Raw genomic sequence first — 13,425 nt, 5'->3', positions numbered from 1 at the left:
CTAGGTGAAAATCCCTTGGTCAAATCTAAGGGATTCGATCGATGGTTGCCTTGCGGCACTATGACCATGTCGTATTCGACCCATCGCCTGGCCTTGCACGCAACTAAGATGCCGTCGAAGCAATCCGCGCCATGAAATGATCAGTTCGTCTTGGTCATTGGAGGCGCCTTCCATTTCCCGTCGAGCGCTTCCTGCTTGGGCCAGTAAAGGCGCATTGCCGAGACGAACGGCCCCTTGGGCGCCGGCAGCCAGTTGGGCTCCTTGTCCTTCCCCGGCGATTCATTCTGGATGTAGAGGGTGATGCCGCCATCAGGATCTTTCACCAGTTGCGGCAGCATCGGCGAGTTGATCAGGTAGCGGTTGATGGGGTTGGCTACGAGCAGGCTTTTCGGCAGCTCATACATCGTCAGCGACCAAAAGGCGTTTACGGGCGGCAGCTGGCCGGGGCCAAAGTGCACGGTATATTTGTTGGCGCCATTGAGCTTCTGGCCGGAGGCGTCGACCGCGTACATCGGGTACATGGCCTCCTCTTTGGAGTTGCCGTAAATGCCGAGCACTGCGGCCGCCATGCGGTACAAATAATTATCCTTGAGGGAGGTGCGCGTGCCGAACAGGTCCCCGGACGTCACCTTCCCAGTTTCAAGCTCCGTCTTCTGAAGATTGGCGAGATCGGCCCAGGCGTCGGCCATTCCCTGTTGATAGGCAGCTTTCAGTTCGGGCGAGAGCGAGCCCACGTCCAACGTCTTACCGGCAGCAATTCCCGCCCGGGCGAAGCGCGCACGCACCGCCTCCTCAGATGGAACGGTCGGAGCGAATTGCATGACGAAGTTGAGGATGTTGAAGAATTCAAGCGAGGTCTTCTCCTCGTCCGGGGTCAGCGGCTTGATGAAGTTGATCGGCGGCGCGGCTGTCGGCGCCGGCTGTCCCAAAAATGCGGAAAGCGGCTGCAACTTATAGCCGGCCTGGATCTTCTTCACATTGTCGAGATCGGCGGGATTGAAGAGTTGCGTGCGAATAACGGGGGACACGAGATTGGTCTCAGACCGAAAGACTTTCTTTATCCCCTTGGGCGTCTCACCCTTCCAGCCTGGCCCGGCGATGACATAGCTGCCGCCGTCGTTGCCGGTCGTGCGGCTGCCGATATAATCGAAGTTGAAGGTGTAGGCGTCGATCAGCTGGACGCTGTAATAGCGCCCTTTCTCGATCGGCGGCACGGTTAGCACCATGGGTTCGGTACGCAGGTCCAGTCCGGCAAAGGAATAAGGCGTATCCGAATTGGGGGTCTGAACTGCCGTGTCGGCAGGGGTGTATACTCGAGGAATATTGACGAGCGTGTTCAAGGGCGCCTTGTATTCAGGATTGGCCTTGTCGACGAAATAGGCGTGCTGGATGCGGTAGCTGTCCACCATCGGGAAGCCGTAGATATAGGCTTCCTTGGCGATCGCCCGCACCTCGGCAGGGGTAATGCCGCTCTCCGCAACCTGCCCGCCCGGGCCAGCTTGCTTGCATGCCGGCAGGAGCTGGCAAATGGCGACCAGGGCCAGTCCGGTAACAACTGTTCTGCGGGTCAAGGCTGCGGTCATGGGGCTCTCCTGGATCGGTAGGGTAGGCCCAGGGGCATATTTCAGCGTCGGGTTCTGTGCCTATCGGGCAAATCCCCTAGGATGACGTTCGGAAGAGATTGCGGGCATTCCTAAAGGGTCATCAGTAGCTCGGCGGGACAGGGCATGGCCTTGGCCGGCGTCGTTACTCGTTGCCGCAAATTTCCGGCGACAAATCGCGACTGCGGGGAACATAGGCTGGCGTTATCCGAATGTGGCGCGCCCGGCGTCCTGTTCATCGGAACTGGTTCAGTAGGAATGATGGCGAGCACTCTCGTGCCCTGCCGGAGTCGGTGGATCGAAAGCTGCCCACCCAATAGTTCGGCCCTTTGCCGCATGCTCGCCAACCCGACGCCGCCGCGAATTTCGAATGTTGGGCAGGAGGCAACGCCCAGGCCGTTATCGTCAATGGTCAGCTGGATCAGTCCCGATTCAACTTTCAACCTAACTGCAATCCGCGATGCGCGAGAATGCCGATGGACATTGACCAAGGCTTCCTGGGCAATCCGGTACAATCCCTGACCAACGGCATGGGAAGCTCCAGCTGCTTCGGGATCAATTTCCAGTTGAGCCTCGATCCCGGCCCGCTTGCCAAATCCGGTTGCAAGGGAATGGATCGCCTGAGCCAGACCGCCGCCATCCAGCTCCTTCGGGTAATGGAGGAATGAAATGGTCCTGATTTCGCTCTCGATCGCATGGATCGTATCGGTCATTTCATCAAGCAGGCCACCAGGCGAATGTTCGGAATGCGCGCTATGCAGCTGCAAAATATTCAGGCGCAGCACGAGAAGCAGCTGGCCGGTCGAGTCGTGAAGCTCCTGCCCGATGCGGCGCCGCTCGGCGTCCTGCCCGCGAAAATAGCTTGCGATACTGTCGTCCGACATCGGCGATCCATCGGCCATCGCGCCCACCCTTAATCCCAAACCTGATGCCCCTGCGTCTCAGGATTAAGGAAAAGTTACCAGCCTGACCCACGCGAGATTGTCCCGTATGTCCCAATCGGTCTTTTTGTGCTGTTTAGTTGACGCACGTTAGTATCGGTTGGGGGGGGTGGGGTGGACAGCCAGAGAGCCAAGGCGTTCCTGCTAGAGCAAAGTTGGCTGAGCGGAACGCCGACCGAGTTTCGGGACGCTGTCGTGTCCGCATGTTACTTTCGTTGGTACGATTCGGGTCAGACGGTTGCCTATGCCGGGATGAAGGAGTCGGGCATTTTCGCAATTGCTTCCGGCTCGATGGCGGTAACTTCGACGAACGGACCAAGGGACGCCAAGCTGACTTACATCATGGGGCCTGGCATCTGGTCAGGCATGGTTCCATTGTTCACTGGAACCGCCCGCACCGCCACCCACGTCGCGCGGGAACGAACATTGATCGCTCATCTAGAATCGAGCGCGATCAAGCGAATGCTGGATGAGAGGCCGGTGTGGTGGCGGCATTTCGGTTACCTGGCCACGATATTCTCGGAAGCGGTGGTGGGCTTTGCTTCCGACTTGCTCATCCAGGACAATCGGCGCCGATGCATTGCGGTCCTGCTGCACAGCGCCAATCTGCGGTGGGGCGCGGTGCCCGAGGGTCCAATAATCGTGCAGGTCAGCCAGGATGAGCTCGGAGCGATTGGCGGCCTTTCCCGAAAGACCGTCGGCCGCGTCTTAAAAGACCTGGAACGGCAAGGACTCGTTGCGGTCGGATACCGGGAAATCCGCATTATCGATCCCGGCCTTTTGCGACATATCGCCGATGGCGATTAATCTTGGCGTGCTGGCAATAGACCCAATGAGTTCTGCGGAGACTATGTCGCGACGAGTTCAGCGAACTTGTTGAGGTCGATGTTGCCTCCGGAAACGATGCACACGATTGGGCCTTGCCCTGCCTGGCCGGTGAGTGCGGCGGCAAGCGAAAGTGCGCCTGCTCCCTCCGCGATTGTCCGCGACTTCTCGGCAATCAGGCGCATGGCCTCGGCGGTTTGCTTGAGCGAGATGGTGATCGTCCCGTCCGTGACCGGCCGCATCCGCTGCCACATCCGTTCGGTGACGCTTTTCCCACCTGCACCGTCGACAAAGGAAGCTTGCCAGTCGGGGAACTTACGAGGGCCGCCTTCGCGCAATGATAGGGCATAGGGAGCGGCTGTTTCGGGCTCCGCGCCAAGGACGGTGACATCCGGGCGTCTCGCTTTGATGGCGCTGCCGACCCCGCTGATCAACCCGCCGCCGCCGATCGCGGCGATCACGGTGCGAACGTCTGGCGCGTCCTCCAATATCTCAAGGCCCATGGTGCCGTGGCCGGCGATGAAATCATGATTGTCGAAAGGATGGATGAAGGTCGCATCGAGGCCGGGAAATTCATGGCTTTCCGCAGCTTTCCAGGCGTCGTCGTAGGTCACCGGCACAATGGTCGCGCCGAGCGCCCGCATGCGATCGAGCTTGGTCTGCGGCGCTGTCTCGATCGCAACAACGGTGCAGGGAATGCCGATCTGCCGCGCGGCATAGGCAACGCCTTGGCCGGCATTGCCCGCGCTAATCGTCCAGACACCGCGCGCGCGCTCGGCGTTGGAGAGTCGTGCAACGGCATTCGTCGCGCCGCGAATCTTGTATGCATTGGTTGGCTGCAGGTTCTCGAGCTTCAGGCGAATGTCCGGCGCGCCGTCGCCCATCTCTAGTTTCACCAACGGCGTACGAAGCACGGTTCCCGCGATCCTGGCGCGCGCCTGCCCGATGTCGTCGATTGAGATCGGCCGTACCGGTTCAATCATCTTCGTTCCTCGCTAATCTGCATCATCCACAGCCGCAGTGCCGTCCGTCCAGCCGTAAGCCAGCAATTGATCGCTTTCCACCAATTGTGGGGAGAAGAATTCCGGCTCCTTCACCCGATCACCGAAAGCCTGGCGGTCGGCCGCTTGCGAGATGATGCGCCTTTGACCGCCTGGCTCAGGATGCGGCGGAACGTCGGGCACTCCATGTGACTTGGTGCGGGGCAAGCAACTGCGTGGCGCAGGCCGTCGCGCATGGCGGTCAGCTTTTTGATTAGCCGGTCCAGTTCGTCCGCTTTTTCCGCAAGTTGCTTCCGATCGATTCTTGGACGTCCGTCTTGTGCGAACATGCTCGCCATTTCGTCGAGCGAGAAGCCGGCGGCGCGGCCGATCCCGACAAGTGCGAGCCGCTCGAGAACCGCGGGCTCAAAAACACGGCGCAGGCCACGCCTGCCGATCGACGAGATCAGCCCCTTTTCCTCATAGTATCGAAGCGCCGAGGCGGGCACTCCGGAGCGTTTTGCCACTTCCGTTATATCCATGCCGAGTTTCCTCTTGACCTCAAGTGAACTTGAAGTGGCACAATGCCTTCGCTGCTTCTGAAACACAAGCAAGAGGAAATGAAATGGACGTTCAGCGCCAGGCGTATGCAGAAGGCCCAGGAAGCGCGATTGGCGCACCCGCCGTCAACTGGGCGCTGGCCAGCCTTTCGCTTGCGATGCTGCTTTCATCGCTTGGTACCAGCATCGCCAATGTAGGCTTGCCCTCGCTTGCCGATGCGTTCGACGCTTCGTTCCAGAAGGTCCAGTGGGTCGTTCTCGCCTATTTGCTGGCGATTACTACCCTAATCGTCGGCGTCGGACGGCTCGGCGACATCATCGGGCGGCGGCGGCTGCTTCTGGCAGGGATTGGCCTGTTCACGCTTGCCTCGGGATTAAGTGGAATCGCGCCCTCGCTCGGGATGCTGATTGCGGCACGTGCGGTTCAAGGCGTTGGGGCGGCGATCATGATGGCCCTCACCATGGCCTTTGTGGCTGAGACGGTTGTGAAGGAGAGAACCGGGAGCGCCATGGGCATGCTCGGATCAATGTCCGCAGTAGGGACCGCACTTGGCCCGTCGCTTGGCGGACTCTTGATTGCCGGGTTCGGTTGGCGGGCGATCTTCCTGGTGAACGTCCCATTGGGTATCGTCGCCCTTGGGTTTGCGTATCGCTACCTGCCGATCGACCGCGTCGCGGCCAAGGCCGATCGACCCGGCTTTGACGTCGCGGGAACGGTTCTGCTTGCGCTGACGCTCGCCGCTTTTGCACTCGCAATGACGATTAGGAGGGGCGAATTCGGGCTGCTCAACCTGGCCTTACTGCTGCCTGCTATCCTTGGCGTCGGCCTCTTCCTGCTTGTCGAGGCGAGGGCTGCCGCGCCTCTGGTCCGGCTGGCAATATTCGGCAATCCGGTGATGAGTTCGAGCCTGGCCATGAGCGGACTCGTCTCGACGGTGATGATGGCGACGCTGGTAGTTGGTCCATTCTATCTCTCGCTTGCGCTCGGGCTTCGCGCGGCAGCCGTCGGACTTATCCTTTCTATCGGCCCGATTGTCGCGGCACTGTCAGGCGTACCGGCTGGCCGGAGCGTCGATCGGTTTGGTGCGCAGAGGATGACCATCGCTGGATTGATCGCAATGGCGGCCGGTTCTCTCGGCCTGTCCATCATTCCGTCGAGCTTCGGAATTGCGGGCTACGTCGGCCCAATGACGGTCATTACCGCCGGCTACGCGCTGTTTCAGGCGGCCAACAACACCACCGTTATGTCGAACGCTCTGACTGACGAGCGGGGCGTGATTTCGGGGATGCTCAACCTATCGCGCAATCTTGGACTCGTTACTGGCGCGTCGGCCATGGGAGCGGTGTTTGCATTCGGCTACGCGACGAACGACATCACTACTGCGCGTGCCGAGGCAGTGACCACCGGTATGCAGACGACCTTTGCAGTCGCGACCATATTGATCGTAGGCGCAATCCTTATTGCAGTTGCATGCGGTGCATTGGCACGGTCGCGAAGTATGGCGATGGCGGGCGGCTGATATCCGCTTTCAACTGAGCGATGACGTCAGTTGAAAATTCGCTGCCATCCGACATTGGAAATTCACACGGGTGTCTACTGATTTGCCAGCTATCGCAGCGCCTGCTGCACCTGTGCGATAGGCTCTACGACAAATGACACGTTGTGAAAGGCCTCGCTGGCGATTGCGTCGGCTACCGCGCGCGTATCCTTTGTATTTGATCCGACGACGATGATCCTCGTGTTATGATCCTCCATAGGCAGCCGGCCATCATCCTTGGCCTGCTTCATCACCCCTTGGTCCTTCCCGGGAAGGAGGCCACTAGCCGCAATATTGCGCGCTCCCAAAATGGTACCGGCCTTGTACGCAGCCGGTTCTCGCGCATCAATCCAAACTGCCGTCTTGTCACCAGTGATGTAGTGCAATGCGGCTAGGTTCGTTTGCATTGCCTCACTTGAAAGCGTGCGCCAGCCAGGGGCCCCAAGTTGATAGCGCCTTACATTCGTATACCCGGCTCCTAGCAGCTCGGTCGCGAGCCGCTTTGTCTTCCCGCAAAACGGACCATTGCAATAAAGAACGAGGGCCTTCTCCTTCGCACCACCCAGCAGGCGTCCGACCTCGGCTACGTCAGAGATGTACAGGTGGGCGGGACGGCCGGGCTGCGGCGCAACGTTCAGAGCACCGGGTATGTGACTAATCGCATATTCCATCGGAGGTCGCGCATCCAACAGAACAGTGTCGCCGTTCTTTATAATTTGCTTCAGTTCCTGCGTGGAGACTTCTGCTGTCTTCTGATTGGCCTCACCCAACGTCGCGTTGAACACGTTTTGAGCTACAGCGGATGTCGCCCCTAGCAAGATGATTGCGGCCCAAGCGGCACAAAGCTGGCGCATGATTGCCTCCTTTGCTTATCCAATGAACGGTCATTTCACCCCGAAACTTGCATGCTCATTCCAGAAATTCCTCCACCACTCGCGCATATTTGGGCCAGCCGGGGTCGGTTTCGAGAAGGAGGTGGTTGGGACTTTCGACGGCAATGAAGCGGGCGCCGGGGATCCGGGCGGCCAGCACCCGACCGGCTTCGAACGGAACGACCGCGTCGCGCGTGCTGTGGCCTACCAGGGTCGGGGTAGTCACCTTGCCGAGCAGGTCACGCACGTCGATCCTTCCGAACACCCGCTGCAGCTCCGCCGCGTTTTCCGGCGACGTGGTGACGCGCTGCATCTCATTATACCAATTGGCCTGCTCCTTGGTCGCTTCGGGCAGGTAAAGTGAAGTGAACATCTGGCGATAGGCGGGGTTGTCCATCGCCCAGCCCTGGAGGGTCAATTCAATCATCATTTCGCGCCGGGTGATCTCCTCAGGGTCGCCGCGGTGGACCCAGCCGAACGCGTAGCCGCCCCATAAGTGCATTTTCCTGACGCGTTCGGGATGGCGGACCGAATAGGCGATCGCGACCGCGGCACCCTGGCTGATCCCGAGCAGATCGAAGCGGTCGAGGCCGGCGGCATCAACAACGCTTTCGAGGTCATTGACGAACGCGTCGAAGTTGAGCGGCGCGTTCCAGTCACTGAGACCATTGCCGCGCTCGTCGTAGCGCCACAACGAACGGATGCTGGAAAGCGCCTTGATCCAGTGTCGCCACAGCGGGCTGGCGAGGTCGGCCTCTAGGTGATTGAGCCAGTTGGCTGCCTTGACCAGCGGCGGGCCCGAACCGGTAACCGCATATGCAAGCGTGGTTCCGTCGCTGGCGGAGCAGAAGCGAATGTCTTGCTTCAGCGGTGCGGGCTTCAGGGCTGAAGACTGGACAGGGACCGGCGCGTCGCGAAGCACAGCAGTTGCCGGGATTCCGGCATCGCCGAGGCGGCGGATGGCGAGCGAGCGCTGCTGCTCCGCCTCGCCATCGCGGCCGGCGGCGTCGAGCAACCTGATCAGCGCCTCGTTGGCATCTAGGTCGTGCGGGCTCCGTTCAACCCAGCCGCGGACGTAGGGGAGCAGCCTGTCGGGGGCTAAGTCGCGCGAGACGAGCTCGGCGGTAACGCGGTCGAGCCAGGAGCGGGCGTCCTCGCATATGGCGATCCGCCAGGCGTTGAATTCGTCGCAATTGGCGAGGTCGAGATCTTCGAGGAACAGGCCTGTGGCCGCCGAGCAAAGCTGCTCCAGTTCCTCGTCCGAGCGGGCCAGGTCATGGTCAATTGCGGATCGAAGGTCGAGATAATCGACCGCGATGCGGCTCGTATCGAGCGTTGCGGTTTCGCGGTCGGCGACTATCGCGTCGCCAAACAGGCCGCGAAGCTTGCTCAGGCTCCAGCGGAGCGCACCTTTGGGGTCGTCGGGGATCTCCCAGAACAAATGGCACAGCCGGTCGCGGCGGACCGGGCGGGACTCGGCCGCGAGATAGCCGAGTAGCGCGCGAGTCTTGCGCGAGGCGGGGAGCGATAAAGGCTCGCCCTCGCGGATGACCGCCATTGGACCCAGCAAGCGCAGTTGCATCGACATCCGCCCCACCGTGGAATCGGACAATGGCGCCGAAGGACCGCCATTCCAACGCTTTTTACCACGGCTGCTTCCACCTTGAAGGCCCAATCGAGCGATGCGGACGAGATGGGGTTCGCTTCAACGGAGCAAAACCATGTTCATTTCCACCTACGGCCAAGACCGGTTGGCCTGCGCGTTCGGCGCGCTGACCTTTGCCGGCCTGTCGCTCGCCGCCGCACTCTATCCCCTATTCTGAACCGGCAAAGGAGTGACATCATGTTTCATGACTTTCGTTATCCGGCGATCCTCGCCGCCTCGACCCGCGCCGCTTGGCAGATCGACGATGTGATCAGCCCTGATGCGGAACTCGATTTCAAGCGGCCGTTCCTGCCGGAGAGTCTGGCCCGGACCGCTCCGCTGCCGATGCTGTCGGGCAAGGAGCGGCTGACCCTGAACCATATCCGGGCGCACGACTATCTGTGCCTGTTCGGCCTGGTCGAGGAATTCATCCTGCCCTTCGTGATGGATCATATCCGTGCCGAACTGCCGGCTGCCGACGACCATCGGATCCGTGCGATGCTCAACTTCGCGGCGGAGGAAGCCAAGCATATCCAGCTGTTCAAGCGCTTCCACGAGACCTTCACCAGGGACTTCGGAATCGATTGCGAAGTGATCGGCCCGCCGGAAGCGGTGGCCAAAGTTGTGCTGGCCCATGAACCGCTCAGCGTCGCGCTGTTCATCCTGATGATCGAGTGGATGACGCAGAGCCATTATGTCGGAAGCGTTCGTGCGGATGCGAACCTGGATCCGCTGTTCGCCAACCTGTTGCGTTGCCACTGGATCGAGGAGGCGCAGCACGCCAAGCTGGACACTCTGATCGTAGAGGTGCTCGCAGAAGGGATGAGCGAGGAGCAGATCCGCTCGGCCGTAGAAGGCATGATCACGATCTGCAGCTTCATGGACACCGGGCTGCTCCAGCAGTCCAAGTTCAACCTCGATGCGCTCGAGCGGGCGACCGGACGGACGTTCAGCGACGATGAGCGCAGGGCGCTGGAGGATCAGCAGCACCAGGCGCTTCGCTGGACCTACATCGGGTCGGGCCTTCGCCACGAGAATTTCCGGGCGACCCTGGGCGCGCTTTCGCCGGACGAGCTGAAGCGCATCGACGCACTCGCCCCCAGCTTTTGCTGAACTTACCCAAGGATAAAATCATGTTGAGTCCGATCATGAAGAGAATCGTCAACGACATTGACGTCGACGCGATCGAGGCGTTCGTCGCCGATGCCAGCGCCAACCCCGAGAATGCGACATTGGAGTTCGGAGTGACGACCCGCTGGACCGGCCAGCTGCGCAGCGAAAGCCGCCCGGCGCCGATCGTGATGGGCAATGGCGAAACGATCGACCGCGATTTCGCGATCACGGCTGACGAGCCCGAGCAGATCTTCGGGAGCAATGAGGCGCCCAACCCGCAGGAACTGCTGTTGGCGGCGCTCAATGCCTGCATGACGGTCGGCTATGTCGCCGGCGCGGCCAATCGCGGGATCAGCCTTTCCAAGCTGGAAATCGAGACCCGGGGCACGCTCGACCTGCGTGGCTTCTTCGGCCTCTCGGACGCAGTGCCGCCGGGTTATCCCGCCCTGGAATATGTGGTGCGGATCGCCGGCGACGGCACGGCGGAGCAGTTCGCCGAGATCCACGCCGAGGTGCAGGCGACCTCGCCCAATTTCGACAATCTTGCCCGCGCCGTTCGATTGAACGCGACGCTCCAGGTGGAAGGCTAGGCGAGGCGGGCGCCGCCCTTCCCCCCACCCCGGGGCGGCACCTTGCGACGGGACCGGATTTCCGTGGGAAGCCCGGTCCCGGCTTTGCAGTTGGAATTAGGCCCGCCGGAAGGCACGCACCGGCGGGCCTGTCCAAGGACCACAAAACGCGTCGGGCCAAAGAACGCCATTCGCGTCGCTGCGTTCCGCAAAAAGAAAACCCCCGACTGTCGGGGGCCAGTCGGGGGTTCTTCCCTGGGGGTGGCATGTTCTCCCCCTCATGCCGAAGAGCTTCCTAGGGTCGTTGGCGACCGGGCAGAAGCTATCTTTAGTTAGTATCTTTGCTTTGGCGGGTGGGGCAAGATGGCGGACTCCGGACGATCAAATCGCCAATGGGAGCCTGCAACCGAAGGCCGGCATCGCAGGGGGAGAAAGCCCATGGCGCCATCGACCCGCCGGAGTATATAAGCACGGACCCCAAAATGGCCCTGCTCCATAAAGTTGCCGCGCAATTGATGCGCCAGATTCCGAGCTCCAAGGCGTTCGGCCTAGCCGGCTATTGGCGCGACCTTGACCGACTCGACAGCGCTGACGTGGCGCTGGTGTCTTTTCCAAAATCGGGCCGGACCTTCGTCCGCGTCATGCTGGCCCGGCTGTATCAAAAGCAATTCGGCATCGACGAGCGCGAAGTTTTGAAGTTTGCGACGCTCCGCGAAGCTCCTCTCGCGGTTCCGCGCATCCTGTTCACCCACAACGGCGACGCGATGCGCCGGCCCGGCAAGATCGCCATCAATCGTAAGGCATATCGGGGACGCAAAGTCGTTCTCCTTGCGCGCCATCCGGGCGACATCATCGTTTCGCGCTATTATCATTTGAGGCACCGCAGCCTTGATCCCGCTCGTCAACGGCTTGCCCAACAACCGCTTGAGGATTTCATCTGGACGAAGCACGGCGGCATCCCATCGATCGTGCGTTTCCTCAACCAGTGGAAGGTGTTGTCCGAACAGCGCGGCGATATTTTGATCCTGCGTTATGAGGATTTCCTAAGCAAACCGGAGCTGACCCTGCGCGCGCTTTCCGATTTCGTCGGGCTGAAAAGCAGCGAAGCAGACATCACGGAAGCGGTAGAGTTCGCACGTTTCGACAACCTCAGGCAGAAAGAGCGCGAGGGGTATTTTTCATCGGGGCGGATGGGCCCCGGCAGGGCGGGGAACCAGGAGTCATACAAGGTGCGTTCCGGGAAGTCCGGTGGATTTCGTGCCAAACTAAGCCCGGACGAACAAAGCCGCGTGGAGGCATATTTTGCCAAGCACCTGGACCCCTCATTCGGCTATTCGGGTTGCTCGCCCCTCATTGTCACAGCCGTGCATCGGGGCTTGGCAGCGGAGACGAGATAGTCGCTTTCTGCACATTGCGGATATTCAGCCAACCCGGCGGAAAGCGCACCAGTTGAATGCCTGTTTCGCACCCCACGGGGTGACATGCACTTCTCGCCATGCGTCAATGAGTTGCAACGACTCCCCTAGAGCGTCGGCCAGGCTTGCCGGATCATAGCGCCGCACTGGCAGCCCGCTGCACCGTTCTGGCCCATCGAGCGCAAATGTGGCGACGATTGCCAGCGCACCTGCAGCAAGTCCCTTCAAGAGTGCTTGACGATAGGCCACGTGTTGTTTGGGTTCAGTAAGGAAATGGAAAACGGCCCGGTCGTGCCAAACGTCAAACTTGCGGGCCGGTGTCCATTCAGTGATGTCGGCCACTTCCCAATGGACCCTGTCTGCCATCGGCCCAATCCGTGACTTGGCAGCTTCAAGGGCGGGCGCGGCTATGTCTAACACGGTGATGTCCTGCCAGCCTTGTTCTAGGAGCGCGTCAACAAGGTTCGACGCACCGCCGCCCACATCAATGAATGCCGAGGACGGGTGCGCTCCAAATCGGCTGAGCGCACGGAGCGAAGGCTCAGGAGAAGCCTGGTACCAGCTCACCTCTGTGGGGGCTTTCCCCTCGTAGACATGGGTCCAGTGTTCTTGGTCGTTGGAAGTCATCACTGCTTGTCTATAACAACGGCGTGTCCGCTTGCCACAGGCCATACTTGCGCGCACACTTACCTGCCCCCTGCAAAGTTCGCGGAGATCGCTATGCGCACGCGTCACTGGTCCAGGTTATTGTTCATTATCGCGCCACTGTTCCTGAACGCCGGATGCCAAACGGCAGAGCAGGAACCCACGCTCGATGAGGTGCGATCAATCGCTGAAAAGTATCGCGATGTGAACGTCGCCAAGGCCGAAGGCTTTACGACCGACAACAAATGCGTGACCGCCGAGATGCTGGGCCATCCCGCAGCGATGGGCACAATGGGATTGCACTACGTCCGCCGCGATATGCTCGGGCTTCCTCCCAAGCCTGCGCCGCCTGGCAGCGGGCGCGTTCATGGCACCGGCACGCACACCGATTTCCGCCAGCCGGCGATGCTCGTGTACGAGCCTCAGCCCGATGGCTCGCTACAACTGGTAGCCGTCGAGAATTTGGTTTTCGCGTCGGCGTGGCACCAAAGGAATAAGGAGCCGCCGACATTCCATGGCCGCACCTACCCTTTGCTAAAGGACGACCCGAACACGAAAGTGGATGAGGCGCACGGATGGGAGCCGCACTACGAGCAGCATCTGTGGGTTTTCCGGGACAATCCGAACGGCGCTTACTCGCCCTTTAACCCGAAGGTGACCTGCAGGTACCACAAGCCGCCTCTGCCAGCGCCGCAGCCGATGTAAGGGGGTTGGAGCATCG

The 13,425-nt window shown here is 60.7% G+C and carries 13 protein-coding genes; 6 read left to right on the top strand and 7 right to left on the bottom strand.

Annotated elements, in window-relative coordinates:
• Positions 1 to 140: 140 nt before the first annotated feature.
• Together LVY65_RS06005 and LVY65_RS06000 are read right to left on the bottom strand one after the other, a co-directional pair.
• Complete coding sequence (locus tag LVY65_RS06005) at positions 141 to 1,583, bottom strand: DUF1254 domain-containing protein (RefSeq protein WP_235067075.1); 1,443 nt, start codon at positions 1,581 to 1,583, stop codon at positions 141 to 143.
• Between the two features lie 110 nt (positions 1,584 to 1,693).
• On the bottom strand, positions 1,694 to 2,503 hold the full coding sequence (locus LVY65_RS06000; protein ID WP_235067074.1) for a sensor histidine kinase: 810 nt from the start codon (positions 2,501 to 2,503) through the stop codon (positions 1,694 to 1,696).
• Positions 2,504 to 2,656: 153 nt separating this feature from the next.
• On the opposite strand from LVY65_RS06000, the gene LVY65_RS05995 reads away from it, so the two are divergent.
• The gene (locus tag LVY65_RS05995; RefSeq protein WP_235067073.1) at positions 2,657 to 3,349 is read left to right on the top strand and encodes a Crp/Fnr family transcriptional regulator; all 693 of its coding nucleotides are present in this window, start codon (positions 2,657 to 2,659) and stop codon (positions 3,347 to 3,349) included.
• A gap of 41 nt (positions 3,350 to 3,390) precedes the next feature.
• Here the strand turns inward: LVY65_RS05995 and LVY65_RS05990 are convergent, their stop codons facing one another.
• Positions 3,391 to 4,350, bottom strand: a complete 960-nt coding sequence (locus LVY65_RS05990; RefSeq protein ID WP_235067072.1) for a threonine ammonia-lyase — start codon at positions 4,348 to 4,350, stop codon at positions 3,391 to 3,393.
• A 110-nt stretch (positions 4,351 to 4,460) separates the two neighbouring features.
• Positions 4,461 to 4,889, bottom strand: coding sequence for a helix-turn-helix domain-containing protein (locus tag LVY65_RS05985; protein WP_235067071.1), 429 nt, complete (start codon positions 4,887 to 4,889; stop codon positions 4,461 to 4,463).
• An 83-nt stretch (positions 4,890 to 4,972) separates the two neighbouring features.
• Between LVY65_RS05985 and LVY65_RS05980 the strand changes: the two genes are divergently transcribed.
• Entirely contained in the window at positions 4,973 to 6,427 is a 1,455-nt protein-coding gene (locus LVY65_RS05980) for an MFS transporter (RefSeq protein ID WP_235067070.1), read from the top strand.
• A gap of 89 nt (positions 6,428 to 6,516) precedes the next feature.
• Here LVY65_RS05980 and LVY65_RS05975 read toward each other — a convergent pair whose 3' ends face one another.
• Positions 6,517 to 7,299, bottom strand: a complete 783-nt coding sequence (locus LVY65_RS05975) for a rhodanese-like domain-containing protein (protein ID WP_235067069.1) — start codon at positions 7,297 to 7,299, stop codon at positions 6,517 to 6,519.
• A gap of 55 nt (positions 7,300 to 7,354) precedes the next feature.
• On the bottom strand, positions 7,355 to 8,905 hold the full coding sequence (locus tag LVY65_RS05970; RefSeq protein WP_235067068.1) for an alpha/beta fold hydrolase: 1,551 nt from the start codon (positions 8,903 to 8,905) through the stop codon (positions 7,355 to 7,357).
• A gap of 255 nt (positions 8,906 to 9,160) precedes the next feature.
• Here LVY65_RS05970 and LVY65_RS05965 point away from each other — a divergent pair, with 255 nt between their 5' ends.
• From LVY65_RS05965 to LVY65_RS05955, 3 genes are all read left to right on the top strand, one after another.
• Entirely contained in the window at positions 9,161 to 10,075 is a 915-nt protein-coding gene (locus LVY65_RS05965; protein ID WP_235067067.1) for a diiron oxygenase, read from the top strand.
• Positions 10,076 to 10,095: 20 nt separating this feature from the next.
• Positions 10,096 to 10,665, top strand: a complete 570-nt coding sequence (locus LVY65_RS05960; protein ID WP_235067066.1) for an OsmC family protein — start codon at positions 10,096 to 10,098, stop codon at positions 10,663 to 10,665.
• Between the two features lie 461 nt (positions 10,666 to 11,126).
• A complete protein-coding gene (locus LVY65_RS05955) occupies positions 11,127 to 12,041 on the top strand; it encodes a sulfotransferase domain-containing protein (protein ID WP_235067065.1) in 915 nt (304 codons plus the stop codon).
• A 24-nt stretch (positions 12,042 to 12,065) separates the two neighbouring features.
• Here LVY65_RS05955 and LVY65_RS05950 read toward each other — a convergent pair whose 3' ends face one another.
• Positions 12,066 to 12,686, bottom strand: a complete 621-nt coding sequence (locus LVY65_RS05950) for a class I SAM-dependent methyltransferase (RefSeq protein WP_235067064.1) — start codon at positions 12,684 to 12,686, stop codon at positions 12,066 to 12,068.
• Positions 12,687 to 12,779: 93 nt separating this feature from the next.
• On the opposite strand from LVY65_RS05950, the gene LVY65_RS05945 reads away from it, so the two are divergent.
• A complete protein-coding gene (locus LVY65_RS05945; RefSeq protein ID WP_235067063.1) occupies positions 12,780 to 13,409 on the top strand; it encodes a hypothetical protein in 630 nt (209 codons plus the stop codon).
• The last annotated feature ends 16 nt before the right edge of the window (positions 13,410 to 13,425 follow it).

It is taken from the genome of Sphingomonas cremea (genome assembly GCF_021502585.1).
Taxonomy (GTDB): Bacteria; Pseudomonadota; Alphaproteobacteria; order Sphingomonadales; family Sphingomonadaceae; genus Sphingomicrobium; species Sphingomicrobium cremea.
This window is presented reverse-complemented; position numbering and strand designations above follow the sequence as displayed.

Bases quoted from the DNA above. Each gene is read 5' to 3' on its own strand.
- LVY65_RS06005 (WP_235067075.1), bottom strand. From the start codon at position 1,583: ATGACCGCAGCCTTGACCCGCAGAACAGTTGTTACCGGACTGGCCCTG.
- LVY65_RS06000 (WP_235067074.1), bottom strand. From the start codon at position 2,503: ATGGCCGATGGATCGCCGATGTCGGACGACAGTATCGCAAGCTATTTT.
- LVY65_RS05990 (WP_235067072.1), bottom strand. From the start codon at position 4,350: ATGATTGAACCGGTACGGCCGATCTCAATCGACGACATCGGGCAGGCG.
- LVY65_RS05985 (WP_235067071.1), bottom strand. From the start codon at position 4,889: ATGGATATAACGGAAGTGGCAAAACGCTCCGGAGTGCCCGCCTCGGCG.
- LVY65_RS05980 (WP_235067070.1), top strand. From the start codon at position 4,973: ATGGACGTTCAGCGCCAGGCGTATGCAGAAGGCCCAGGAAGCGCGATT.
- LVY65_RS05975 (WP_235067069.1), bottom strand. From the start codon at position 7,299: ATGCGCCAGCTTTGTGCCGCTTGGGCCGCAATCATCTTGCTAGGGGCG.
- LVY65_RS05970 (WP_235067068.1), bottom strand. From the start codon at position 8,905: ATGTCGATGCAACTGCGCTTGCTGGGTCCAATGGCGGTCATCCGCGAG.
- LVY65_RS05965 (WP_235067067.1), top strand. From the start codon at position 9,161: ATGTTTCATGACTTTCGTTATCCGGCGATCCTCGCCGCCTCGACCCGC.
- LVY65_RS05960 (WP_235067066.1), top strand. From the start codon at position 10,096: ATGTTGAGTCCGATCATGAAGAGAATCGTCAACGACATTGACGTCGAC.
- LVY65_RS05955 (WP_235067065.1), top strand. From the start codon at position 11,127: ATGGCCCTGCTCCATAAAGTTGCCGCGCAATTGATGCGCCAGATTCCG.
- LVY65_RS05950 (WP_235067064.1), bottom strand. From the start codon at position 12,686: ATGACTTCCAACGACCAAGAACACTGGACCCATGTCTACGAGGGGAAA.
- LVY65_RS05945 (WP_235067063.1), top strand. From the start codon at position 12,780: ATGCGCACGCGTCACTGGTCCAGGTTATTGTTCATTATCGCGCCACTG.